Source organism: Streptomyces cyanogenus (assembly GCF_017526105.1).
Taxonomy (GTDB): Bacteria; Actinomycetota; Actinomycetes; order Streptomycetales; family Streptomycetaceae; genus Streptomyces; species Streptomyces cyanogenus.
Genome location: NZ_CP071839.1, coordinates 2,931,552 through 2,954,176 on the forward strand (window position 1 = coordinate 2,931,552; position 22,625 = coordinate 2,954,176).

At 71.7% G+C, this 22,625-nt stretch carries 20 protein-coding genes; 14 read left to right on the top strand and 6 right to left on the bottom strand.

Translation table 11 applies throughout. From position 1 onward, the window contains the following. Positions 1–15: 15 nt before the first annotated feature. Together aceE and S1361_RS13190 are read left to right on the top strand one after the other, a co-directional pair. Entirely contained in the window at positions 16–2,763 is a 2,748-nt protein-coding gene (aceE, locus tag S1361_RS13185) for a pyruvate dehydrogenase (acetyl-transferring), homodimeric type (protein ID WP_208032047.1), read from the top strand. A 143-nt stretch (positions 2,764–2,906) separates the two neighbouring features. Then, positions 2,907–3,764: a potassium channel family protein gene (locus S1361_RS13190; protein ID WP_208032048.1), complete on the top strand. Its 858-nt coding sequence runs from the start codon at positions 2,907–2,909 to the stop codon at positions 3,762–3,764. On the opposite strand, the gene S1361_RS13195 is transcribed toward S1361_RS13190, so the two are convergent. Both S1361_RS13195 and S1361_RS13200 read right to left on the bottom strand, forming a co-directional pair. After that, the gene (locus tag S1361_RS13195) at positions 3,718–4,023 is read right to left on the bottom strand and encodes a small hydrophobic protein (protein ID WP_208032049.1); all 306 of its coding nucleotides are present in this window, start codon (positions 4,021–4,023) and stop codon (positions 3,718–3,720) included. The genes S1361_RS13190 and S1361_RS13195 overlap by 47 nt on opposite strands. Positions 4,024–4,238: 215 nt before the next feature. Continuing rightward, positions 4,239–5,858 carry an MFS transporter gene (locus tag S1361_RS13200; RefSeq protein ID WP_208032050.1) on the bottom strand — a complete coding sequence of 540 codons (1,620 nt, stop codon included), beginning with the start codon at positions 5,856–5,858 and terminating at the stop codon, positions 4,239–4,241. A 123-nt stretch (positions 5,859–5,981) separates the two neighbouring features. On the opposite strand from S1361_RS13200, the gene S1361_RS13205 reads away from it, so the two are divergent. From S1361_RS13205 to S1361_RS13215, 3 genes are all read left to right on the top strand, one after another. Further along, a complete protein-coding gene (locus S1361_RS13205; RefSeq protein ID WP_208032051.1) occupies positions 5,982–6,608 on the top strand; it encodes a TetR family transcriptional regulator in 627 nt (208 codons plus the stop codon). 125 nt (positions 6,609–6,733) lie between these two features. Beyond that, positions 6,734–7,951: an alpha/beta hydrolase gene (locus S1361_RS13210; protein ID WP_208032052.1), complete on the top strand. Its 1,218-nt coding sequence runs from the start codon at positions 6,734–6,736 to the stop codon at positions 7,949–7,951. A gap of 66 nt (positions 7,952–8,017) precedes the next feature. Then, on the top strand, positions 8,018–8,866 hold the full coding sequence (locus S1361_RS13215) for a DUF4429 domain-containing protein (protein WP_208032053.1): 849 nt from the start codon (positions 8,018–8,020) through the stop codon (positions 8,864–8,866). On the opposite strand, the gene S1361_RS13220 is transcribed toward S1361_RS13215, so the two are convergent. After that, complete coding sequence (locus S1361_RS13220; protein WP_208032054.1) at positions 8,867–9,322, bottom strand: MerR family transcriptional regulator; 456 nt, start codon at positions 9,320–9,322, stop codon at positions 8,867–8,869. It abuts the gene before it with no gap. Positions 9,323–9,573: 251 nt separating this feature from the next. On the opposite strand from S1361_RS13220, the gene S1361_RS13225 reads away from it, so the two are divergent. Next, complete coding sequence (locus tag S1361_RS13225; protein WP_208032055.1) at positions 9,574–10,395, top strand: serine hydrolase domain-containing protein; 822 nt, start codon at positions 9,574–9,576, stop codon at positions 10,393–10,395. On the opposite strand, the gene S1361_RS13230 is transcribed toward S1361_RS13225, so the two are convergent. Further along, positions 10,392–11,054, bottom strand: coding sequence for a pirin family protein (locus tag S1361_RS13230; protein ID WP_208036579.1), 663 nt, complete (start codon positions 11,052–11,054; stop codon positions 10,392–10,394). The genes S1361_RS13225 and S1361_RS13230 overlap by 4 nt on opposite strands. A gap of 186 nt (positions 11,055–11,240) precedes the next feature. Between S1361_RS13230 and fasR the strand changes: the two genes are divergently transcribed. The 5 genes from fasR (at position 11,241) to fabF (ending at position 16,204) form a co-directional block, all read left to right on the top strand. Continuing rightward, a complete protein-coding gene (gene fasR / locus S1361_RS13235) occupies positions 11,241–12,446 on the top strand; it encodes a fatty acid biosynthesis transcriptional regulator FasR (protein WP_208032056.1) in 1,206 nt (401 codons plus the stop codon). A gap of 89 nt (positions 12,447–12,535) precedes the next feature. Further along, complete coding sequence (locus tag S1361_RS13240; RefSeq protein ID WP_208032057.1) at positions 12,536–13,462, top strand: ACP S-malonyltransferase; 927 nt, start codon at positions 12,536–12,538, stop codon at positions 13,460–13,462. A gap of 10 nt (positions 13,463–13,472) precedes the next feature. Beyond that, complete coding sequence (locus S1361_RS13245; RefSeq protein WP_208032058.1) at positions 13,473–14,504, top strand: ketoacyl-ACP synthase III; 1,032 nt, start codon at positions 13,473–13,475, stop codon at positions 14,502–14,504. Positions 14,505–14,585: 81 nt separating this feature from the next. Beyond that, the gene (locus tag S1361_RS13250) at positions 14,586–14,834 is read left to right on the top strand and encodes an acyl carrier protein (protein ID WP_030341284.1); all 249 of its coding nucleotides are present in this window, start codon (positions 14,586–14,588) and stop codon (positions 14,832–14,834) included. A 107-nt stretch (positions 14,835–14,941) separates the two neighbouring features. After that, entirely contained in the window at positions 14,942–16,204 is a 1,263-nt protein-coding gene (gene fabF, locus S1361_RS13255; RefSeq protein ID WP_208032059.1) for a beta-ketoacyl-ACP synthase II, read from the top strand. A 130-nt stretch (positions 16,205–16,334) separates the two neighbouring features. Here the strand turns inward: fabF and S1361_RS13260 are convergent, their stop codons facing one another. Next, a complete protein-coding gene (locus S1361_RS13260; RefSeq protein WP_208032060.1) occupies positions 16,335–16,829 on the bottom strand; it encodes a DUF3145 domain-containing protein in 495 nt (164 codons plus the stop codon). A gap of 256 nt (positions 16,830–17,085) precedes the next feature. On the opposite strand from S1361_RS13260, the gene S1361_RS13265 reads away from it, so the two are divergent. From S1361_RS13265 to S1361_RS13275, 3 genes are all read left to right on the top strand, one after another. Further along, a complete protein-coding gene (locus tag S1361_RS13265) occupies positions 17,086–17,970 on the top strand; it encodes an SGNH/GDSL hydrolase family protein (RefSeq protein ID WP_208032061.1) in 885 nt (294 codons plus the stop codon). Positions 17,971–17,985: 15 nt separating this feature from the next. Next, positions 17,986–18,957 carry an aldose epimerase family protein gene (locus S1361_RS13270; RefSeq protein ID WP_208032062.1) on the top strand — a complete coding sequence of 324 codons (972 nt, stop codon included), beginning with the start codon at positions 17,986–17,988 and terminating at the stop codon, positions 18,955–18,957. 237 nt (positions 18,958–19,194) lie between these two features. Then, positions 19,195–19,698, top strand: coding sequence for a hypothetical protein (locus S1361_RS13275; RefSeq protein WP_208032063.1), 504 nt, complete (start codon positions 19,195–19,197; stop codon positions 19,696–19,698). Positions 19,699–20,107: 409 nt separating this feature from the next. Here the strand turns inward: S1361_RS13275 and S1361_RS13280 are convergent, their stop codons facing one another. After that, a complete protein-coding gene (locus S1361_RS13280; RefSeq protein WP_208032064.1) occupies positions 20,108–22,549 on the bottom strand; it encodes a beta-glucosidase H in 2,442 nt (813 codons plus the stop codon). Between the last annotated feature and the right edge of the window lie 76 nt (positions 22,550–22,625).

The following is a 22,625-nucleotide window of genomic DNA, read 5'->3' on the forward strand; positions in this document are numbered from 1 at the left end:
CAGGTAAGGAACAGCGTGGCTTCCGGATCCGATCGCAACCCGATCATCATTGGCGGCCTTCCGAGTCAGGTTCCTGACTTCGATCCCGAGGAAACCCAGGAGTGGCTCGACTCCCTGGACGCCGCCGTCGACGAGCGCGGGCGGGAGCGAGCCCGCTATCTCATGCTGCGCCTCATCGAGCGGGCCCGCGAGAAGCGGGTGGCCGTGCCCGAGATGCGCAGCACGGACTACGTCAACACGATCCCCACCAAGAGCGAGCCGTTCTTCCCGGGCAACGAGGAGATCGAGCGCAGGATCCTGAACGCGACCCGCTGGAACGCGGCCGTGATGGTCTCGCGCGCCCAGCGCCCGGGCATCGGCGTCGGCGGCCACATCGCCACCTTCGCCTCCTCCGCCTCGCTCTACGACGTCGGCTTCAACCACTTCTTCCGCGGCAAGGACGAGGGCGACGGCGGCGACCAGGTCTTCTTCCAGGGCCACGCCTCCCCCGGCATCTACGCGCGCGCGTACCTGCTCGACCGGCTCACCGAGGAGCAGCTGGACGGCTTCCGCCAGGAGAAGTCGAAGTACCCGAACGGCCTGTCCAGCTACCCGCACCCGCGGTCGATGCCGGACTTCTGGGAGTTCCCGACGGTCTCCATGGGCCTCGGCCCGCTCGGCGCGATCTACCAGGCGCGGATGAACCGCTACATGCAGGCGCGCGGTATCGCGGACACCTCCAAGTCGCACGTATGGGCGTTCCTCGGCGACGGCGAGATGGACGAGCCGGAGTCGCTGGGCCAGCTGTCCATCGCGGCCCGGGAGGGCCTGGACAACCTGACCTTCGTGGTCAACTGCAACCTCCAGCGCCTCGACGGCCCGGTGCGCGGCAACGGCAAGATCATCCAGGAGCTGGAGTCGATCTTCCGGGGCGCCGGCTGGAACGTGATCAAGCTGATCTGGGACCGCACCTGGGACCCGCTGCTCGCGCAGGACCGGGACGGCATCCTCGTCAACAAGATGAACATCACGCCGGACGGCCAGTTCCAGACGTACGCCACCGAGACCGGCGCCTACATCCGCGAGCACTTCTTCGGCGACGACCACCGGCTGCGCGCGATGGTCGAGAACATGACCGACGACCAGATCCTGCACCTGGGCCGCGGCGGCCACGACCACCGCAAGATCTACGCGGCGTTCAAGGCGGCCAAGGAGCACAAGGGCCAGCCGACGGTCATCCTGGCCAAGACGATCAAGGGCTGGACGCTGGGCCCGAACTTCGAGGGCCGCAACGCCACGCACCAGATGAAGAAGCTGACGGTCGACGACCTCAAGCGCTTCCGCGACCGGCTGCACCTGCCGATCTCCGACAAGGAGCTGGAGTCCGGCGCGCCGCCGTACTACCACCCGGGCCGGAACTCGGAGGAGATCCAGTACATGCACGACCGCCGCAAGGGCCTCGGCGGTTACGTCCCGACCCGAGTGGTCCGCTCCCAGCCGCTCGCCCTGCCGGACGACAAGGCGTACGCGACCGTGAAGAAGGGCACGGGTCAGCAGTCCATCGCGACGACCATGGCCTTTGTGCGCCTCCTGAAGGACCTCATGCGGGACAAGGAGATCGGCAGGCGGTTCGTACTGATCGCGCCGGACGAGTACCGCACCTTCGGCATGGACTCCTTCTTCCCGAGTGCGAAGATCTACAACCCGCTCGGCCAGCAGTACGAGGCGGTGGACCGCGACCTGCTGCTCGCCTACAAGGAGTCGCCGACCGGCCAGATGCTGCACGACGGCATCTCCGAGGCGGGCTGCACGGCCTCGCTGATCGCCGCGGGCTCGGCGTACGCCACGCACGGCGAGCCGCTGATCCCGGTGTACGTCTTCTACTCGATGTTCGGTTTCCAGCGCACCGGCGACCAGTTCTGGCAGATGGCCGACCAGCTGTCGCGCGGTTTCGTCCTGGGTGCGACCGCGGGCCGTACGACCCTGACCGGTGAGGGCCTGCAGCACGCCGACGGCCACTCCCAGCTGCTGGCCTCCACCAACCCGGCCTGCGTGGCCTACGACCCGGCGTACGCGTACGAGATCGCGCACATCGTGCAGGACGGTCTGCGCCGGATGTACGGCGGCTCGCCCGAGCACCCGCACGGCGAGGACGTCTTCTACTACCTGACCGTCTACAACGAGCCCATCCAGCACCCGGCCGAGCCGGCGGACGTGGACGTCGAGGGCATCGTCAAGGGCGTCCACAAGCTGAGCGAGGGCACGAGCGGCTCGGTCCCGGCGCAGATCATGGCGTCGGGCGTGGCGGTCCCGTGGGCCCTGGAGGCCCAGCGGATCCTCGCCGAGGAGTGGAACGTCAAGGCGGACGTGTGGTCCGCGACCTCCTGGAACGAGCTGCGCCGCGAGGCCGTGGAGTGCGAGGAGCACAACCTGCTGCATCCGGAGGAGGAGCAGCGGGTGCCGTACGTGACGCGGAAGCTGAGCGGCGCCGAGGGTCCGTTCGTGGCCGTGTCCGACTGGATGCGGTCGGTTCCGGACCAGATCGCGCGCTGGGTGCCCGGAACCTACCAGTCGCTCGGCGCGGACGGCTTCGGCTTCGCCGACACCCGGGGTGCCGCGCGCCGCTTCTTCCACATCGACGCGCAGTCGATCGTGGTCGCGGTACTGACCGAGCTGGCCCGCGAGGGGAAGGTCGACCGGTCCGCGCTGAAGCAGGCCATCGACCGGTACCGGCTGCTGGACGTCTCCGCGGCGGATCCGGGGGTGGCGGGCGGCGACGCGTAGCCGCTGCGCTGGGCTTCGGCCGGACGGCCACCCGGGGGGAGGCTGCCGGTTCGTTGCCGGGTGCGGGCCCATGGGGGCTGGTCGCGCGGTTCCCCGCGCCCCTTCGGGCGCGGGGAACTTACGGTTTCTTTACTATGCGGGGCATGGAGCAGAGTTCGGCGCAGGCTCGGTGGGAGCGGTATACGCAGCGGCCGCTGCTGGCGCTTGCCGTGGCGTTCGCGGTGGCGTACGCCGTGCCGATCGTGGAGGCCTCCGCCGCCCGCTCCCTGACGGCCGTGTGCACGGCAGTGGAATGGGTGGTGTGGGGGGCGTTCGCCGTCGACTACCTGGTCCGGCTGGCTCTCTCCCCGCGCCGGAAGGACTTCGTACGACGGCACTGGCTCGACCTGTGCGCGGTCGTGCTGCCGCTGCTGCAACCGCTGCGGCTGCTACGCCTGGTGTCCACGCTGATGCTGGTGGGCCGGCGGGCCCGGATGGCTCCGCAGATCCGGCTGACCACGTATGTCGTCGGGGCCGTGATCGGCCTGCTGATGTTCGGGTCGCTGGCGGTGCTGTCCGTGGAGCGGGAGTCGCCGCACGGGAACATCCGCACGCTGGGTGACGCGGTGTGGTGGTCGTTCACGACGATGACGACCGTGGGATACGGGGATCACGCGCCGACCACCGGGCTCGGGCGGATGATCGCGGTCGGGCTGATGCTGTCCGGGATCGCCCTGCTCGGTGTGGTCACAGCGAACATCGCCGCCTGGTTCATCTCGCGCTTCGAGAAGGACGACGTGGAGGAGCGGCGCCAGACGGAGGCGATCGCGGCCCTGACCGAGGAGGTCCGCCTGCTGCGGGCGGAGGTGGCTCGCCTGGCCGAGCGCCCCGAGGACGGGTGGGCGGCTGCGCGGTCAGCCACCGCGCAGCCGCAGCCACGAGCGCACCCTCCGCTCGACGGCGCGGGGCTGTCGGCTACAGGAGACCGTGGCCCCAGGTCGCCGCGCCCGCCAGGGCGATGATGGCCAGCAGCGTGTCGATCGCACCCAGGATCAGAGCCACCAGGGCGGGGACGTTGCCGTCGTTCGACCACTTGCGGCCCATCGCCTGCCAACCGCAGAACATCGCCACCGGACCGAGCACGATGCCCAGTGCGAAGAAGCCGGCCACCGCGCAGATCGTGCCGATGATCGCGAGCGTCGCACGGTCCGGCCCTGTCCGTCGCCACGTCCGGCCACGTGACCGGGGGTACCCGCGCGTTCCGTGCCCGAAGCCTGCCATCATCAACTCCCTGAGGTCTGCGGACAGTTCGGCTTCGGACTGCGGGTACCCCGGTTCCGCCGGCACAGACCTGCGCGCGCTGCCCCCCTCCAGCAGCGCGCGCCGCGGCCCGTCCGTCCTCCCATGCCCTGCGGAGGACTTGACCCACTGTGACCTGCGGCGCGGGCCGAGTGCGAGGGATCTTTAGCGGAGTCACCCTGATAGGGGAACTCCGCTCAGATGTGGCCCACGCCCGCGCCCGCCTCCGCGTTCGTGCCCCGCTTGGTGAGCAGCGCGACGAGGACGGCGACCACCGCCACGCCCGCCGCGACCAGCGACGCGAGGCTCATGCCGGAGATGAAGGTGTCGTGGGCGACCGCGGTGACCTTCGCGGCGACCGGTTCCGGCATGCCCTTCGCCACCGGGGCCACGCCGACCTGGACCGCCTCGGAGGCCTTGTCCAGCTGGTCGGGGGTCAGCTTCGGCAGCCCCGCGCGGGCCCAGTTGCCCGGCAGTTCGCCGTCGACCCTGGAGGCCATCACGGCACCCAGCACCGCCGTACCCAGGCTGCTGCCGATCTGCATGGCCGCCTGCTGGAGGCCGCCCGCCACACCGGACAGCTCCAGGGGAGCGTTGCCGACGATGACCTCGGTGGCGCCGACCATGACCGGCGCGAGCCCGAGGCCGAGCAGGGCGAACCAGAGGGACATCACACCGCTGCCGGTGTCGCTCTCCAGCGTCGACATGCCGTACAGGGCGACCGCGGTCACGGCCATGCCGAAGGCCAGCGGGATGCGCGGGCCGAGCTTGGTGATCGCGGTGCCGGCGAGCGGCGAGCCGATGATCATCATGCCGGTGAGCGGCAGCAGGTGCGCGCCGGCCTTGACGGGACTCATCCCGTGGACGTTCTGCAGGTAGAACGTCACGAAGAACAGGCCGCCCATGAAGGCGATGGCCATCAGGACCATCAGGACGACACCCGCCGACAGCGCCACCGAGCGGAACAGGCCCAGCGGGATCAGCGGTTCGGCGACCTTCGTCTCCCAGAAGGAGAACAGGGCGAAGAGCACCGCGGACCCGGCGATGAACAGCCACGTCCTGCCGTCGCCCCAGCCCCAGGTCGGGGCCTTGATGAGCGCCCAGACCAGGCAGAACATCGCACCGGACAGCAGGGCGATGCCGAGCAGGTCGAAGGAGCGGGGGGCGTTCTCGGCGCGGTGGTCGAGCAGGATCAGCGTGCCGAGGAGCAGGGCGAGGACACCGACCGGCACGTTGATGAAGAACACCGACTGCCAGTTGACGTGTTCGACGAGGACACCGCCGAGGATCGGGCCGCCCGCGGTGGACGCGCCGATCACCATGCCCCATACGCCGATGGCCATGTTCAGCTTCTCGGCCGGGAAGGTGGCCCGCAGCACGCCGAGCGCGGCCGGCATCAGCAGCGCGCCGAACAGGCCCTGGAAGACCCGGAAGACGATGACCGCGGTGATGCTGCCGGACAGCCCGATGGCGCCGGAGGCGGCGGCGAAGCCGGTCACGCCGATGAGGAAGGTCTGCCGGTGACCGAAGCGGTCGCCGAGCTTGCCCGCGGTGATCAGGGTCACCGCGAGGGCGAGGAAGTAGGCGTTCGAGACCCACTGCACGTCGGCGAAGGACGCGTTCAGGTCGTCACGGATGGCCGGGTTGGCGATGGCCACGATGGTGCCGTCGAGGGCCACCATCATGACCCCTACGGCGACGGTGATGAGGGTGAGCCACGGATGGCCGCGCAGGCCGGCGGCCGGCTGCGGCCCCGACGGGGTTGCGGGTGCTTTGTCCCCCGGCCCCGTGGCGTCGACGGTCGTCTGACTAGTCATACCGCTCAGGCTAGTGACAGCCACTGACACTTGACAAACTGATTCACTCGTCGGTTACTGACACGACATCGGCGCATAGTCTTCAGGGGCCGGCCGGACGGACGTACACAGGGGAGAGAGGCCATGGAGACGCTGCGGGAGCGCAAGAAGCGGCGTACGCGGGAATCGCTGCTGCGGGCCGCTCTCGAACTGTTCACCAGCCAGGGCTACGAGCGGACCACCATCGACGAGATCGCCGAGGCCGTCGACGTCTCGCAGCGCACCTTCTTCCGTTACTTCGCGGGCAAGGAGGACGTGGCCTTCGCGGTGCAGAAGATGACGGAGGCCGCCTTCCTGGCGGCCGTGCGCGCGCGCCCTGCGCACGAGACGCCGATGACGGCCCTGCGGCAGGCGTTCCTGGAGGGCTGGGACACGATCCGCGAGACCGTCGAGTCGGTGGTGCCGGTCGAGCTGTATCTGCGCATGTACCGGACGATCGAGTCCACGCCCGCGCTGCTCGCCGCCCATCTGCGCCGGTCGGCGGCGACGGAGGAGACCCTCGCGCGCATGCTGGCCGAGCGGGAGGGCGTCGACGTGGACACCGACCCGCGGCCCCGGCTGGCGGTGGCCGTGTTCGGCGGGGTGATCCGGGTCAGCGAACGGCAGTGGTGCACGAGCGAGGACTTCGGCCTGGAATCCATCCGCGCGCTCACCGCGTCCTACCTCGACCAGGTGGGCTCGGCGCTCACCGGGCACTGGCGCACCACCTGAGATCACCGGCGGATCGCGGGCGGACCGACCGCAGATCACCGGGGCCGTGTTCGGTAACCGACGAAACGTGATCCCTGTCACTCGGTTACCGCGAGACCCTCTCGTTCTCCTAGTGTGTCCTCCCAGTGACTTCCTTCGGCACCTCCCCGCAATTGAACGTCTGGCGCGCACTGCTGGCGCTGGCCGTCGTGTTCGTGATGCTCGCGACCACCGGCTGGACCGCCCTGCGCAGCCACCGGGAGTCGACGGCGCTGCAGGCCTCGCTCACCAAGTGGGAGCACGGCAGCCTCCACGGTCTGGACCTGCCGGACCCCGAGGCCGCCCCGGCCCGCCTCGCCCGCTTCTTCGCCTCGCTCACCCCGCACGAGCGCGACCGTCTCGCCCACCGTTACCCGCTCGCGGTCGGCAACATGAACGGTGCCCCCGTCTCCCTGCGCTACCGGGCCAACCGGATCGCGCTGGACCAGGCCCGCAAGGTCGAGCACGGACGCATGCACGACAGCCGGCTCAGCTCGGCGGGCCAGCAGGACGCGGCCCGCCGGATGGAGCGCTACGCGTCCCTGCTGGATGCGGACCGGCACATCCTGGCCTTCGACCCCGAGGGCTCGGGCCGGGTCGCCGAGGTGTTCGGCAACCTCGACAAGGCCGAGCGGATCTCGGTCGTCGTCCCCGGGGTCGACACCGATCTGCTCACCTTCCAGCGGACGTACCGCAAGTACAGCGCCCCGGTCGGCATGGCCAAGGCCCTGTACGCGGCCGAGCGCGCGGCCGACCCCACGACCCGCACGGCGGTGATCGCCTGGGCCGACTACACCTCCCCCGACGGGCTCGGGGTGGACGCGGCCACCGGTCTGCGCGCCGAGGAGGGCGCGGTACGGCTGAACAGGCTGCTGAGCGCCCTGCCCGGCCGGGCCCCGGTGTCGATGTTCTGTCACAGCTACGGCTCGGTGGTCTGCGGGGTCGCCGCGCACGGCATGCCCCGCCGGGTCGCCGACATAGCCGTGGCCGCGAGCCCCGGCATGCGCGTCACCAAGGCCTCCCGTCTGGGCACCACGGCCCGGGTGTGGGCCATGCGGGACGCCAGCGACTGGGTGCAGGACGTCCCTTACCTGGAGCTGGGCGGCCTCGGCCACGGTGCCGACCCGGTGTCCTCGGCGTTCGGGGCGCGGGTGCTGTCGGCCCGGGACGCCCAGGGCCACAGCGGGTACTTCCAGCCCGGCACGGACAGCCTGCGCAACCTCGCGGACATCGGCGTGGGTGCGTACGACGCGGTGACGTGCGCGCGGGAGAACGAGGCGTGCCGGTCCGGTCTGTCCGGCGCGACGACGGCCGGACGCGCGTAGAAACAGCAGGAAGTGCGGTCTGCGCGGGTGGCGACGGAGGAGCACGTGCCGCATACGATGAGCCGCATGGGTGACGTACTGGCGGGGTTTCATGCCGTCTGGGAGTTCGAGTCCGACTCCGTGCTCATCCGTTACGAACGGGGGATTCGGACACCGAAGCTGTTCCAGGCGCTCGGTGAGCGCCGGATTCCGTTGTCGGCGGTCCAGGGCGTGACCCTGGAGCCGGGCAAACGCGGCACGGTCGTCCTGCGCCTGGAGCCGCGCCCCGGCGCCGATCCGCTGATGGAGGCGGCCGACGGCCAGCTCAAGGAGGGCGCCGACCCCTACCGGCTGGTGCTGCCGGCCGAGCGGGAGACCCTCGCCGAGTACTACGCCGACGAGCTGAAGGGGCTGCTGACCGAGTCCGGGGCCGCCGAGCGGCACCTGGTGGCGGCGCCCGAGGCGCCGCTGCAGTTCAAGGCGTACGACGGGAAGGCGTCCTTCGACGGGACGTCCGTGCAGTTCCGCTGGTCCTGGACCGGGGCCTCCTCGGCGAAGTGGAAGGCCGGCGACCAGAGCTTTCCGGTGGCCGAGCTGAGCGGGGTGGAGTGGCGGTCACCGGAGATCTTCGAGGGGCATCTGCGGCTGGTGCCGCGCGACCCGGGCTCGGGGCGGTCCGCGCAGCCGGACCAGGATCCGGCGTCGGTGGTCTTCGGACTGGGGTACGGGCCGGTGCACGAGTCGCTGCCGTTCGCCGCCGCGGTCCTGGCCGCGGTCCGCTCGCGTGGGCCGGTGCCGGTGGCACCGGCCGTGTCCCGGCGGGACCCGGCGGACATCGCCGAGCGGATCCGGCACCTCGGGGAACTGCATCAGGCGGGCCTGGTCACCGACGAGGAGTTCTCGTCGAAGAAGGCCGAGCTGCTGGCCGAGCTGTAGTTACCGCTCCTGCCCGTAGAAGCTGATCTTCCGGTCCAGCACGCCGAGGGTGTCGTGGAGCTCCGCGATCCGCGACAGGACGTCCCTGCGGGTCGACTCCAGCAGCTGCCGGCGCTCCGCGAACGTGTGGTCGCCCTCCCTGACCAGCTCCGCGTACCGGACCATGTCGGCCACCGGCATGCCGGTCAGCCGCAGCTTGGTCACGAAGTCCAGCCAGTCCAGGTCGCGGTTGCTGTAGCGGCGCTGACCGGTGTGCGAGCGGTCGACGTGCGGCATCAGCCCGATCCGCTCGTACCAGCGCAGCGTGTGCGCGGTCAGGCCGGTGAACGCGACGACCTCGCTGATCGTGTAGCGGTCCTGGCCGTCGGGGCGGGGATGGCGCCGGGGTGGGGCGGAGCAGATGTCGGTGGGGGTGGCGTGCTCGGTGGCCGTCGGCGGGGTCTGCATCACCGTCATGGCCCCACGCTATGGCCTTGGAGTGCACTCCAAGCAAGCCGGTCGGGCAAGAAACCGGCACGATCCGGCCCGGGGCGGCCGTCCGGTGTGCGGCCCATGAGTCGTGCGCGCCGGGCCCAGCCCGAGGATGTGCCGGGGACGTGCTGGTCGACGCCTCGCCGCAGGCCGAGCGCGGTACGCCTGCCCAGGCTTCACGCGGGATCCCGACCCGTCGGTGCGGCTGCCGCCGGGAGCCGCATAGGCTCGGACGCATGTCGTTGCAGAGCCTGGCGCTGATCGAGAACTGGCCCGTCCCCACCGCCGCCGCGGGTGTCGTACGAGCCGACGGGACCGTCCTCGGGACGCACGGTCCCGTCGGGCACCGCTTTCCGCTCGCCTCCGTCACCAAGCCGCTGGCGGCCTACGCGGCGCTCGTCGCGTACGAGGAGGGGGCGGTCGAGCTGGACGAGCCGGCCGGTCCGCCCGGGTCGACGGTCCGGCACCTGCTCGCGCACACCTCCGGGCTGGCCTTCGACGAGCACCGGGTCACGGCCGCGCCCGGGGAGCGGCGGCTGTACTCCAACGCCGGGTTCGAGCAGCTCGGGGACCACATCGCCAAGGCGACGGACATTCCGTTCGCGGAGTACCTGCGGCAGGCGGTGCTGGAGCCGCTGGGCATGACGTCGACGTCGCTGGAGGGCTCGCCGGCGAAGGACGGTGTGTCGACGGTGGAGGACCTGCTGCGGTTCGCGGGCGAGGTGCAGGCGCCGAGGCTGCTGGACGCGCGGACCGTGGCGGCGGCGATGACGGTGCAGTACCCGGGGACGAAGGGGGTGCTGCCGGGGTACGGGCACCAGAACCCGAACGACTGGGGGCTGGGCTTCGAGATCCGCGACGGGAAGTCCCCGCACTGGACGGGGAGTTCTTCCTCGCCCCGCACCTTCGGGCACTTCGGGCAGTCCGGTACGTTCCTGTGGATCGACCCGGACGCCGGGGTGGCGGGCGTCGCCCTGACGGACCGGGCGTTCGGGCCCTGGGCGATCGAGGCGTGGCCGGCCTTCACGGACGCGGTGCTCGCGGAGCTGCGCGGCTAAGCCGTCATCTCCCAGAGCAGGAGCTCCGCCGGTGTCACCGCCACCGCCTCCAGGGACTCCGGGGCCTGTGCCCCGGTGATCCTCGCCGCGTCCCCGGGGTGGAGCTCCTCCCCCGCCAGCCGGACCTCGCCCCGCACGACGTGCAGGTACACGTACGCCGCGTCCGGGACCGCCGTCCGCCCGCCCGGCTCCAGGCGCCGTACGTGGAGCATCGCGCCCGCCGCCGGTACCGCGTACGGCGTGGAGTCGGCGATGCCCGGGACGAGGTGGTACGAGGGGTCGCCGCCGGGCTCGTGTGGCGTCAGCCACATCTGGACGAAGGTCAGCGGCGCGTCCCCGTCGTTGCGTTCCACGTGCCGTACGCCCGCCGCCGCGCTCAGGTGCTGGACGTCCCCGGGGCGGACCCGGGTCTCGTGGCCCGTGGAGTCGCGGTGGGTCAGCTCGCCCTCGACCACCCACGTGACGATCTCGGTGTGGCTGTGCGGGTGCTCCGCGAAGCCGGCGCCGGGGGCGAGCCGCTCCTCGTTGCAGGCGATCACCGCGCCGAAGCGCAGGTTGTCCGGGTCGTAGTGCGGGCCGAAGGAGAAGGCGTGCCGGGTGTCGATCCCGGCCCCGGGGTCCCCTCCGCGGTAGCGCTCACCGGCGCGCCGAACGTCCATCACGGTCATCACGGTAGCCCGGCCGGGCCCCGGGATCCGACCAGGGGCAAGGGCCCACCGACACCGCCTGTCCCCACGCGTCGGCCGCGAGGGAGTTCGGAGGAGGGCGCCCCCCGGAGGCGACCGAGCCGTCAAGCACAGCCCCGGCGGCGCACCTGCCCGGCCCGATAAGGCAGTCTTGTCCCCGTGCCCGAACCCGAATCCCACAACGGCGATCCCGCAGCCCACGACGTCCACCCGCACTCCGCGACCCTGAAGCGACTGGAGAAGTCCTCGGGGCGTCTCGCCGCGCAGGCGATCGCGCGCATGGACGAGTCCCTGCCGTGGTACCGGGCCATGCCCCCGGAGAACCGTTCCTGGATCGGCCTCGTCGCCCAGGCGGGCATCGCGGCCTTCACCGAGTGGTTCCGGCGCCCGGACGCACCCCAGGCGATCTCCACGGACGTCTTCGGGACCGCCCCGCGTGAGCTGACCCGGGCCATCACGCTGCGGCAGACCGTGGAGATGGTGCGGACCACCATCGAGGTCATGGAGAGCGCCATCGACGAGGTGGCCGCGCCCGGCGACGAGAGCGTGCTGCGCGAGGCGCTGCTGGTGTACGCCCGGGAGATCGCCTTCGCCACCGCCCAGGTGTACGCCCAGGCCGCCGAGGCACGCGGTGCCTGGGACGCGCGTCTGGAGTCGCTGGTGGTGAACGCCGTGCTGAGCGGGGAGGCGGACGAGGGCGCGGTCAGCCGGGCCGCCGCGCTGGGCTGGAACTCGCCCGAGCACGTGTGCGTGGTGCTCGGGACCGCGCCCGACGGCGACAGCGAGCTGACGGTGGAGGCGATCCGGCGGGCCGCGCGCCACGCCAAGCTCCAGGTGCTCACGGGGGTGCTCGGGGACCGGCTGGTCGTCATCGCCGGGGGCAGCCCCCATCCGCTGGCGGTCGCCAAGTCGCTGATCGGGCCGTTCGCCGCCGGGCCGGTGGTCGCGGGTCCGGTCGTCCCCGATCTGCTGGCCGCCACCCGGTCCGCGCAGGCCGCCGCCGCGGGGCTGAAGGCCTGTTCGGCCTGGCAGGACGCGCCGCGGCCGGTGCTCGCGGACGATCTGCTGCCGGAGCGGGCGATCGCGGGTGATCCGGGCGCGCGCGAGCAGCTGGTGGAGGAGATCTACAGACCGCTGGAGGAGGCCGGCTCCGCGCTCCTGGAAACCCTGAGTGTGTACCTGGAGCAGGCGAGCAGTCTGGAAGGCGCGGCGAGGATGCTCTTCGTTCACCCGAACACCGTGCGCTACCGGCTCCGACGTGTGACTGATGTCACCGGATGGTCGCCTTCGGATGTACGATCCGCGTTCACACTGCGGATCGCGCTCATCCTGGGGCGTCTGGCCGATGGTGAACCCCAGACATAGGGTTTTGTCGGAGGCCCACAAAAGCCCTTCGTGTTCTTCGTCCCTGTCCTCACGGGCGGCCGTGCCCGTCCCCAAGAGAGAGTGTGAGAGTGCTCGTACTCGTCGCTCCCGGCCAGGGCGCTCAGACGCCCGGCTTCCTGACCCCCTGGCTCGAACTGCCCGGTGCCGCGGACCGCGTCGCCGCCTGGTCGGACGCCATCGGACTGGACCTCGTCCACTACGGCACCCAGGCCGATGCCGACGCCATCCGTGACACCGCGGTGGCGCAGCCGCTGCTCGTGGCCGCCGGCATCCTGTCCGCCGCGGCACTCGGTGACATCTCCGAGATCGCCCCCGGCGCGGTCGCCGGTCACAGTGTGGGGGAGATCACCGCCGCCGCCTTCGCCGGCGTCCTGGACGACACGGCCGCCCTCGGCCTCGTCCGCACGCGGGGTCTGGCGATGGCCGACGCCGCCGCGGTCACCGAGACCGGCATGGCGGCGCTGCTCGGCGGCGACCCCGAGGTGACCCTCCCGCACCTGGAGAAGCTGGGCCTGACCCCGGCGAACATCAACGGCGCGGGCCAGATCGTCGCCGCCGGCACGCTGGAGCAGCTGGCCGCACTGGCCGAGGACAAGCCCGAGGGCGTGCGCAAGGTCGTCCCGCTGAAGGTGGCCGGCGCCTTCCACACCAGCCACATGGCGCCCGCGGTGGACACCCTGGCCAAGGCCGCGGCGGAGCTGTCGCCGGCCGACCCGAAGGTGCCGTACGTCTCCAACAAGGACGGCCGGGCCGTCGCCTCCGGCACGGAGGTGCTGGAGCGGCTGGTCGGCCAGGTCGCCAACCCGGTGCGCTGGGACCTGTGCATGGAGACGTTCAAGGAGCTGGGCGTCACCGCGCTCGTCGAGGTGTGCCCGGGCGGCACGCTGACCGGCCTGGCCAAGCGTGCTCTGCCCGGTGTCAGGACGCTGGCGCTGAAGACCCCCGACGACCTCGACGCGGCCCGCGCTCTGCTCGCAGAGCACACAGGCGCCTAAGGAGCCGTACATGGCGAAGATCAAGCCCAGCAAGGGTGCCCCGCACGCGCGCATCCTCGGCGTCGGCGGCTACCGGCCGACCCGGGTGGTGCCCAACGAGGTGATCCTGGAGCGGATCGACTCCTCCGACGAGTGGATCCGCTCGCGCTCCGGCATCGAGACCCGGCACTGGGCCGGTCCCGAGGAGACCGTGGCCGCGATGGCGATCGAGGCCTCCGGGAAGGCGATCGCGGACGCCGGGATCGACGCCGAGCAGATCGGCGCGGTGATCGTCTCGACCGTCTCGCACTTCACCCAGACCCCGGCCGTCGCCACGGAGATCGCCGACAGGCTGGGCACGGACAAGGCCGCCGCCTTCGACATCTCGGCCGGCTGCGCGGGCTTCGGCTACGGCCTGACACTCGCCAAGGGCCTGGTGGTGGAAGGTTCCGCCGACCACGTGCTCGTGATCGGCGTGGAGCGGCTGAGCGACCTGACCGACCTGGAGGACCGGGCGACCGCGTTCCTGTTCGGTGACGGCGCCGGCGCGGTCGTGGTCGGCCCCTCGACGGAGCCGGCGATCGGCCCGACGGTGTGGGGCTCGGAGGGCGACAAGTCCGAGACCATCAAGCAGACCGTCCCCTGGGACCGTTTCGCCCTCGGTGACGTCTCCCAGCTGCCCCTGGACAGCCAGGGCAACATCAAGTTCCCTGCGATCACGCAGGAGGGCCAGGCGGTCTTCCGCTGGGCCGTGTTCGAGATGGCGAAGGTCGCCCAGCAGGCGCTGGACGCGGCCGGAATCACCGCGGACGACCTGGACGTCTTCATCCCGCACCAGGCCAATGTGCGGATCATCGACTCGATGGTGAAGACACTGAAGCTGCCGGAGCACGTCACGGTCGCCCGTGACATCCGCACCACCGGCAACACCTCGGCCGCCTCGATCCCGCTCGCGATGGAGCGGCTCCTGGCGACCGGGGAGGCGAAGAGCGGCGACACCGCGCTCGTCATCGGATTCGGGGCGGGTCTCGTCTACGCCGCCACGGTCGTTACCCTCCCCTAGGCACTCCGTGCCGGATCATGCGATCCGGCAGGGGGAAAACTGCCACAAACCGTCTGGAATATCTAAGAAGGAGCGCCTGACATGGCCGCCACTCAGGAAGAGATCGTCGCCGGTCTCGCCGAAATCGTGAACGAGATCGCCGGCATCCCGGTTGAGGACGTCCAGCTGGACAAGTCCTTCACCGACGACCTGGACGTCGACTCGCTGTCCATGGTCGAGGTCGTCGTCGCCGCCGAGGAGCGCTTCGACGTGAAGATCCCGGACGAGGACGTCAAGAACCTCAAGACCGTCGGCGACGCGACCGACTACATCCTCAAGCACCAGGCCTGAGCCACCCCCTAGGCCGCAGGCTGCAAGGCCCCGCCACCCGGCGGTGGCGCCGTAATCCCCGCTGACGCGGGGGTAGTCCTCCCGTATCCGTTGGAGAAAGAATTCCCGTGAGCCCGACCAATCGCACCGTGGTCGTCACCGGTATCGGCGCAACCACACCGCTGGGTGGCGACGCAGCCTCGACCTGGGAGGCCCTGCTCGCCGGCACGTCCGGCGTCAGCCCCCTGGAGCAGGAGTGGGCGGCTCAGCTGCCGGTCCGTATCGCCGCGCAGATCGCCGTCGAACCGGGCGAGATCATCCCCCGCCCGCAGGCCCGCAAGCTGGACCGGTCCGCGCAGTTCGCGCTGATCGCCGCTCAGGAGGCCTGGAAGGACGCCGGTTTCACCGCCAAGGCCGGTGAGGACGCGTCCGTGAACCCCGATCGTCTCGGTGCGGTCATCGCCTCCGGCATCGGCGGCGTGACGACCCTGCTGGACCAGTACGACGTCCTGCGGGACAAGGGCGTACGCCGCGTCTCCCCGCACACCGTGCCGATGCTGATGCCCAACTCCCCGGCGGCCAACGTCGGGATCGAGCTGGGTGCCCGCGCCGGTGTGCACACCCCCGTCTCGGCCTGCGCCTCGGGCGCGGAGGCCATCGGGTACGCGATCGAGATGATCCGCACCGGACGTGCGGACGTGGTCGTGGCCGGTGGCACCGAGGCCGCCATCCACCCGCTGCCGATCGCCGCGTTCGGCAACATGATGGCGATGTCCAAGAACAACGACGACCCGCAGGGTGCCTCGCGTCCCTACGACGCCGGCCGGGACGGTTTCGTGCTCGGCGAGGGCGCCGGTGTGATCGTCCTGGAGTCCGAGGAGCACGCGAAGGCCCGCGGCGCCCGGATCTACGTGGAGGCGGTCGGCCAGGGCATCTCCGCCGACGCCCACCACATCACGCAGCCGGAGCCGTCCGGCAACGGCATCGCGCACGCGCTGCAGAACCTGCTGGACAACACCGACCTGAAGCCGGCCGAGGTCGTGCACGTGAACGCGCACGCCACGTCGACGCCGCAGGGTGACGTCGCCGAGATCAAGGCGCTGCGCAAGGTGTTCGGCGACGACGTCGACCACATGGCGATCTCCGCGACCAAGTCGATGACCGGTCACCTGCTCGGCGGTGCCGGTGGCATCGAGACCGTCGCGTCGATCCTGGCGCTGGTGAACCGTACGGCCCCGCCGACGATCAACGTGGAGAACCTCGACCCCGAGGTCAACGCGGACGTCGTCGTCGGTGAGGCGCGTCAGCTGCCCGAGGGCCGTATCGCCGCGCTGAACGACTCGTTCGGGTTCGGCGGGCACAACGTGGTGCTGGCGTTCCGGACGATCTGAGTCCCGTGACGTCGATGGCCCGGTCTCCTGTGATGGAGATCGGGCCATCGCCTTTGGTGGTGGCTCTTCGTCGCCGGATGCCGGTCCGTCGTGGTTGCCCGCGCGGGTCGCCGCGCCTCCTCGGGGCCCGCTACACCACTTGGTGCAGCCAGCGGACCGGGGCGCCCTCGCCGGCGTAGCGGAACGGCTCCAGTTCGTCGTCCCAGGGCTTGCCCAGGAGTTTGGCGATCTCTGCTTCCAGGTCGGTCTCGCCCCGCTGAGAGCGCGTCAGCGCCGCGCGCAGGCGGTCCTCGGGGATCAGGATGTCGCCGTGGATGCCGGTGACGGCGTGGAAGATGCCGAGGTCGGGGGTGCAGCTGTAGCGCTCACCCTCGGCGGTGGGGCAGGGCTCGGCGGTGACCTCGAAGCGCAGCAGGCGCCAGCCGCGCAGCGCGGAGGCGAGTTTGGAGGCGGTGCTGGCCTCGCCCTGCCAGGAGAACTCCGAGCGCCAGGTGCCGGGGGCCGCGGGCTGCCGGATCCAGTCGAGGTTGACGCGCGTGCCGAGCACCCCGGCGACGGCCCACTCGACGTGCGGGCACAGCGCGCGCGGCGCGGAGTGCACGTACAGAACTCCACGTGTCGTCACCGGAACCTCCGGGCAGAGCGGGACATCTTGCGGACTGGCTGGGCGGCAGTGGCGCGACGGCCGCGTTGATGGCGAGGCTACCCTGCGGCGGCGCAAGGAGTGTGACGTACCGTCGGTCCCGGTGCCAGGAAACCGCCGCCATTCACCCAGGGGGACGCTTGTACGGGGGTGCGCCGTTCCCGGAGGCGGGGACGGGAACCCCCGCACGTTGTCATGGGAGGGAAGTGCCGACCGTCGAGCGAGGGGAACAGCAGGGATGCGGAAGCGAACCCACCGTGTGCGGACCGTCCTCTGCGTCGTGGCGGCCGTGGTGCTGGGTGCCGCCGGCTGTGCCGGCGGGGACGGGCACGCGCCGGCCCCGAAGGGCACCAAGGCGCGCGCGGTCCGGCCTCCGGTGTGGGACCGCAGTCCCGGCTCCCTCGCCGCGGTGGGCGACTCCATCACGCGCGGCTTCGACGCGTGCACCGTGCTGTCGGACTGCCCTGAGGTGTCGTGGGCGACGGGCCGCGACGCCAGGGTGGACAGCCTGGCCGTACGGCTGCTGGGCGCGACGAGGGCGGCGACGCACAGCTGGAACTACGCGGTGACCGGCGCCCGCATGGCCGACCTGCCGGAGCAGATGGAGCAGGCGGCCGCCCGCGGCCCGGAGCTGGTGACGGTGATGGTGGGCGCGAACGACGCCTGCCGGTCCTCGGCCTCGGTGATGACCTCGGTGGCCGACTTCCGCGCGGACTTCGAGGAGGCGATGAGCACCCTGCGCTCGTCACTGCCGAAGACGCAGGTGTACGTGGCGAGCGTGCCGAACCTGAAGCGGCTGTGGTCCCAGGGCCGGGCGAACGTGCTGGGCAAGCAGGTGTGGAAGCTGGGCATCTGCCCCTCGATGCTGGCCGACGCGGACGATCTGACCAGTGCGGCGATGGTGCGCCGGGACAGCGTGCAGCAGCGGGTGGTGGAGTACAACAAGGTGTTGAAGGACGTCTGCGCGAAGGACCCACGCTGCCGCTTCGACGACAACGCCGTGTACGACTACCGCTTCGGCACGGACCAGCTCAGCCACTGGGACTGGTTCCATCCCAGCACGGACGGCCAGGCGCGGCTGGCGGAGATCGCGTACCGCAGGATCACGGCGAGCCAACCGTGACCTAGTGTTCCCCACATGAACGAACTTTTCGGCACACTTTCCGACGGCACCCCGGTGCACCGGTGGACGCTGGAGCGCGGCGGGGTGCGGGTTCGGGTGCTGTCGTACGGCGGGATCGTGCAGTCGGTCGAGGTACCGGAGGGGGCCGGGCGGACGGTGGACGTGGTGCTGGGTTTCCCCGGTCTCGACGGTTATCTGGCGCATCCCGAGCCGTATCTGGGTGCCGTGATCGGGCGGTACGCGAACCGGATCGCAGGCGGCCGGTTCTCACTGGACGACCGGACGTACGCGCTGGCGCGGAACAACGGCCCGAACTCGCTGCACGGCGGCGAGCGCGGGTTCGACAAGCGGGTGTGGGACGTGACGCCCGTCGCGCACGGGCTGCGCCTGAGCCGGGTCAGCCCGCACGGTGAGGAGGGCTTTCCGGGGCGGCTGGCGGTGACGGTGACGTACACGCTCGGCGAGTCGGGTGCGCTGCGGATCGGGTACGAGGCGGTCACCGACGCGCCGACGGTGGTGAACCTGACGAACCACACGTACTGGAACCTGAGCGGTTCCGGCCACGCCGACGGCCACGAGCTGCGGCTGGCCGCGTCCCGGTACACACCGGTGGACACGGACCTGATCCCCGCCGGGGAACCGGCGGACGTCACGGGCTCCCGCTTCGATTTCCGCACGGCCCGCAAGGTCGGCACCGGGTACGACCACAACTTCGTGCTCGACAAGGGGCCGACCGGGGCGGCCGAGGAGGTGGCCGAGCTGTACGACCCCGCGTCCGGGCGGACCCTGACGGTGGCGACGACCGAGCCGGGCCTCCAGCTGTACACCGCCGACCATCTGTCCGGCCCGTTCTCCCCCGGCGCCGGGATCGCCCTGGAGACGCAGCACTTCCCGGACTCCCCCAACCGGCCCGGCTTCCCGAGCACGGTCCTGCGTCCCGGGGAGGTCTTCCGGTCGGAGACGGTGTACGCCGTCTCGGCGCCCTAGGGTCATTCGGCTGCGTTCAGGCCGGACCAGGGAGCGGGGTCCGGTGCCGTGCGCCGCAAGGCGGAGAAGAGCGCCCCGGCGGAGCCACGGCAGCCGGCGGCAACGGGGTGAGGCGCGGTGCCGGGGCGTGCGAGCCCGGCGTGATCCGGACGACGGGCCCTGGCCTCCGGCCCCGGACAGCGCGGAGGCCTCCGGGCCGGCGAGGACGGAAGTCCCACCGGCCCGGAGGCCTCGACCGTGGCGGGAAGGGGAAACCTCACCGCCGGACCGGCCACTGCCCGACTCAGCCACCGGCACCAGCACCCGCACCGGCCCCGGCACCAGCACCCGCACCGGCACCGGCACCCGCGCCGGCACCAGCACCCGCACCCGCGCCCGCACCGGCTCCAGCACCGGCCCCAGCACCAGCACCCGCACCAGCACCCGCACCGGCTCCAGCCCCAGCACCCGCACCCGCACCCGCACCGGCTCCAGCACCGGCCCCAGCACCAGCACCCGCTCCAGCCCCGGCACCGGCACCCGCTCCAGCACCAGCACCCGCACCGGCTCCAGCACCGGCCCCAGCGCCGGCACCCGCTCCAGCCCCGGCACCCGCACCGGCTCCAGCCCCGGCACCCGCTCCAGCCCCGGCACCCGCACCAGCCCCAGCACCCGCACCCGCACCCGCACCGGCTCCAGCGCCGGCACCAGCACCAGCACCAGCACCAGCACCAGCACCAGCACCAGCACCCTTGCCCTTAACCGGCTTGTTGTGCTTGTTGTTGTGCTTGGACTTGTGGTCGTTGGAGTGCTTGGCCTTGTCGTGTACCTGGGTGTGCACCGTCTGCGGTGCGACCGTCGGTGCGGCGAAAGCAGTGGTGGGGAGCAGTACACCGCCGGCTGCCAGGGTGACCGTGGTGGCCAGCATCGCGAGCCGCTTCTTGTAGGTCTTGCGCTCGGTGTTCGTCATGGGAATCCGCCTCCGTGGGGGGTTGGTGCCCGAGCCGTTCTCGGGCTGCTTCAAATGAACCCCGGCGGCCACACCCCGGTCAGGTTCCGGGAAGTCGTAACTTGACGAACCGGACATAACGGTGTTAAACGCAGATGCCGAGCCCCGGCCCAGGGGTCAGGTCCCGGGCCGGGGCTGCTCATGCGGGAGGCTTGTCCCGGATCAGACGTTAATCGGCGCGGTCAGCCTGCGGTCGGCGATCGAGCGTCCGGCGGCGATCTCGTACGAACCCTTCACACATACCCACGCCTCCCCCGTCTCGTCCCAGACCTCGAAGGCGCGGCGCGGCAGCTCCACGGTGGCCTCGGCACTCTCCCCCGGCCCGGCCTCGACGGACGCGAAGCCCGCCAGCAGGCGCGCCGGGCGCTCCGGGCCGGGCCCGGCCGGGGAGACGTAGACCTGGACGACCTCCCGGCCGGCCCGCTCGCCGGTGTTGCGCACCCGCACCCGGACGGTGGTGCCCTCGACTTTCAGGGACTCGTAGGCCCAGTCGGTGTAGCCGAGGCCGTGGCCGAAGGGGTACGACGGGGTGCGGCCGGCCTGGTCCCAGGCCCGGTAGCCGATGAACACGCCCTCGCTGTACGGAAGTTCGCCGTCGACCGGGACGACCTGGGTGACCGGGGCGTCGGCGAGGGGGCCCCAGGTGGTGGGGAGCCGGCCGCCGGGCTCGTGCGCGCCGGTGAGGACGTCGGCGAGGGCGCCGCCGCCCTCCTGGCCGGGGAACCAGGTCAGCAGGACGGCGGCGACCTCGTCCCGCCAGGGCAGCTCCACCGGGGAGCCGGCGTTGACGACCACGACGGTGTTCGGGTTGGCGGCGGCGACCGCGCGAACGAGGTCGTCCTGGCGGCCGGGCAGGGTCAGGTCCCGGCGGTCGAAGCCCTCGGACTCCACGCGGTCGGTGGTGGCGACCACGACGACGGCCGTGCCGGCGGCGCGGGCGGCCTCGACGGCCTCGGCGATCAGCTCGTCCGGGTCGCGCTGCGGGCCGGAGTGGGCGAGCGCGAAGCCGACCACCTTCATCGGGAGGTCCTCGGGGAGCCGGACGACGTGGGTGAGGGCGACGTCGACCGGTTCGCCGGCGGTCAGCTCCACCTCGGCCCGGGGGACGGGGGCGCCCAAGAAGGCCTCGAACGGATCGTCCTTGTCGGGGCGCTGGACGTCGTCGTAGTACGTCGTGCCGTCGACGGTGAGGGTGAAGGGGCCCATGCCCTTGATCCCGAAGCGGTGCGGGCCGGACTCGCGGGGGGTGAAGGTGCCCGTCAGCTCGACGGTGTGGAGGTTGTCGTGGGTGACGCCGTCGGGGAGGTCGGAGCCCATCCACTGGATGAGGCCGCCGGGGGCGGAGCGGCTGCCGACGACCTCGCCGGCGGCGTCGCGGCAGACGGCGCGCAGGGTCAAGCCCTGGTCGGCGACGGCGAGTTCGGTGGCCGGGTCGGCGCCGACGGCGTAGGTGAGGGCGCCCTCGGGGAGGGCGGCGGTGAGGCCGTCGAGCGGGGAGACGATCCGGGCCGGGAAGACGGTGGCCGAGCCGCCGCCGAGCACGCGGGCGTCGCGGGCGGCGGCGCCGATCAGGGCCACGGTGCCGTGGGGCGGCAGCGGCAGGGCGCGGTTCTCGTTGCGCACCAGGACGAAGGAGCGGCGGGCGATCTCGCGGGCCAGGGCCTCGCCGTCGACCGGCGCGGGCGGTGCGGGGACCACCGGTTCGGCGCCGGCCAGGATGCCGACCCGGGCGGCGAGCCGCAGTACCCGGCGGACGGCCGCGTCGACCGCGGCCTCGCCCACCCTGCCGTCCCGCACGGCCCGGGCGAGCGCGGGGCCGTAGACGGTCCGGGGACCGGGCATGGCGACGTCCAGGCCGCCGTTGACGGCGCCGACGGTGTCCCGGGCGGCCGTCCAGTCGGAGACGTTGCAGCCGTCGAAGTCCCATTCGCCGCGCAGGACCTCGTTGACGAGGTGGTGGTGCTCGGTCATCGTCGTGCCGTTGACGCTGTTGTAGGCGGTCATGACGCCCCAGGGGCGGGCGTTCTCGACGATGGCCTCGAAGGGGGCCAGGTACAGCTCGCGCAGGGCGCGTTCGGGGACCAGGTTGTTCACCGTGAGGCGGTCGGTCTCGGCGTCGTTGGCGACGAAGTGCTTGACGGTGGTGCCGACTCCGCCGGACTGGACGCCGCGGACGTACCCGGTGCCGATGACGCCGGTCAGGTAGGGGTCCTCGCTGTAGCACTCGAAGTGGCGGCCGCCGAGCGGGGAGCGGTGCAGGTTGACCGTGGGGGCGAGCAGGACGTGGACGCCCTTGCGGCGGGCCTCCTGGGCGAGCAGGACGCCGGCGCGGCGGGCGAGTTCGGGGTCCCAGGTGGCGGCGAGCGCGGTCGGGGAGGGCAGGGCGACGGAGGGGTCGTCGGCACTCCAGCGCACGCCCCGGACGCCGATCGGGCCGTCCGACATCACCAGGGACTCCAGGCCGATCTCGGGCAGTGCGGGCAGGGTCCACATGTCCTGGCCGGCCAGCAGCCGCGCCTTGGCGTCGAGGTCGAGCGTGCCGAGGGCGGCCTCCACGACCGCCTCGCGGGCCTTGTCGGCCGGGGTGGGCTGGGCTCCCGCCATCGCGGTTCCTCCTCGTCGAGTCCGTTCAGGTGGGTCCATCGTGCCCGCGCGGCCTGTAGAGCGGTAGGTTTCGTCA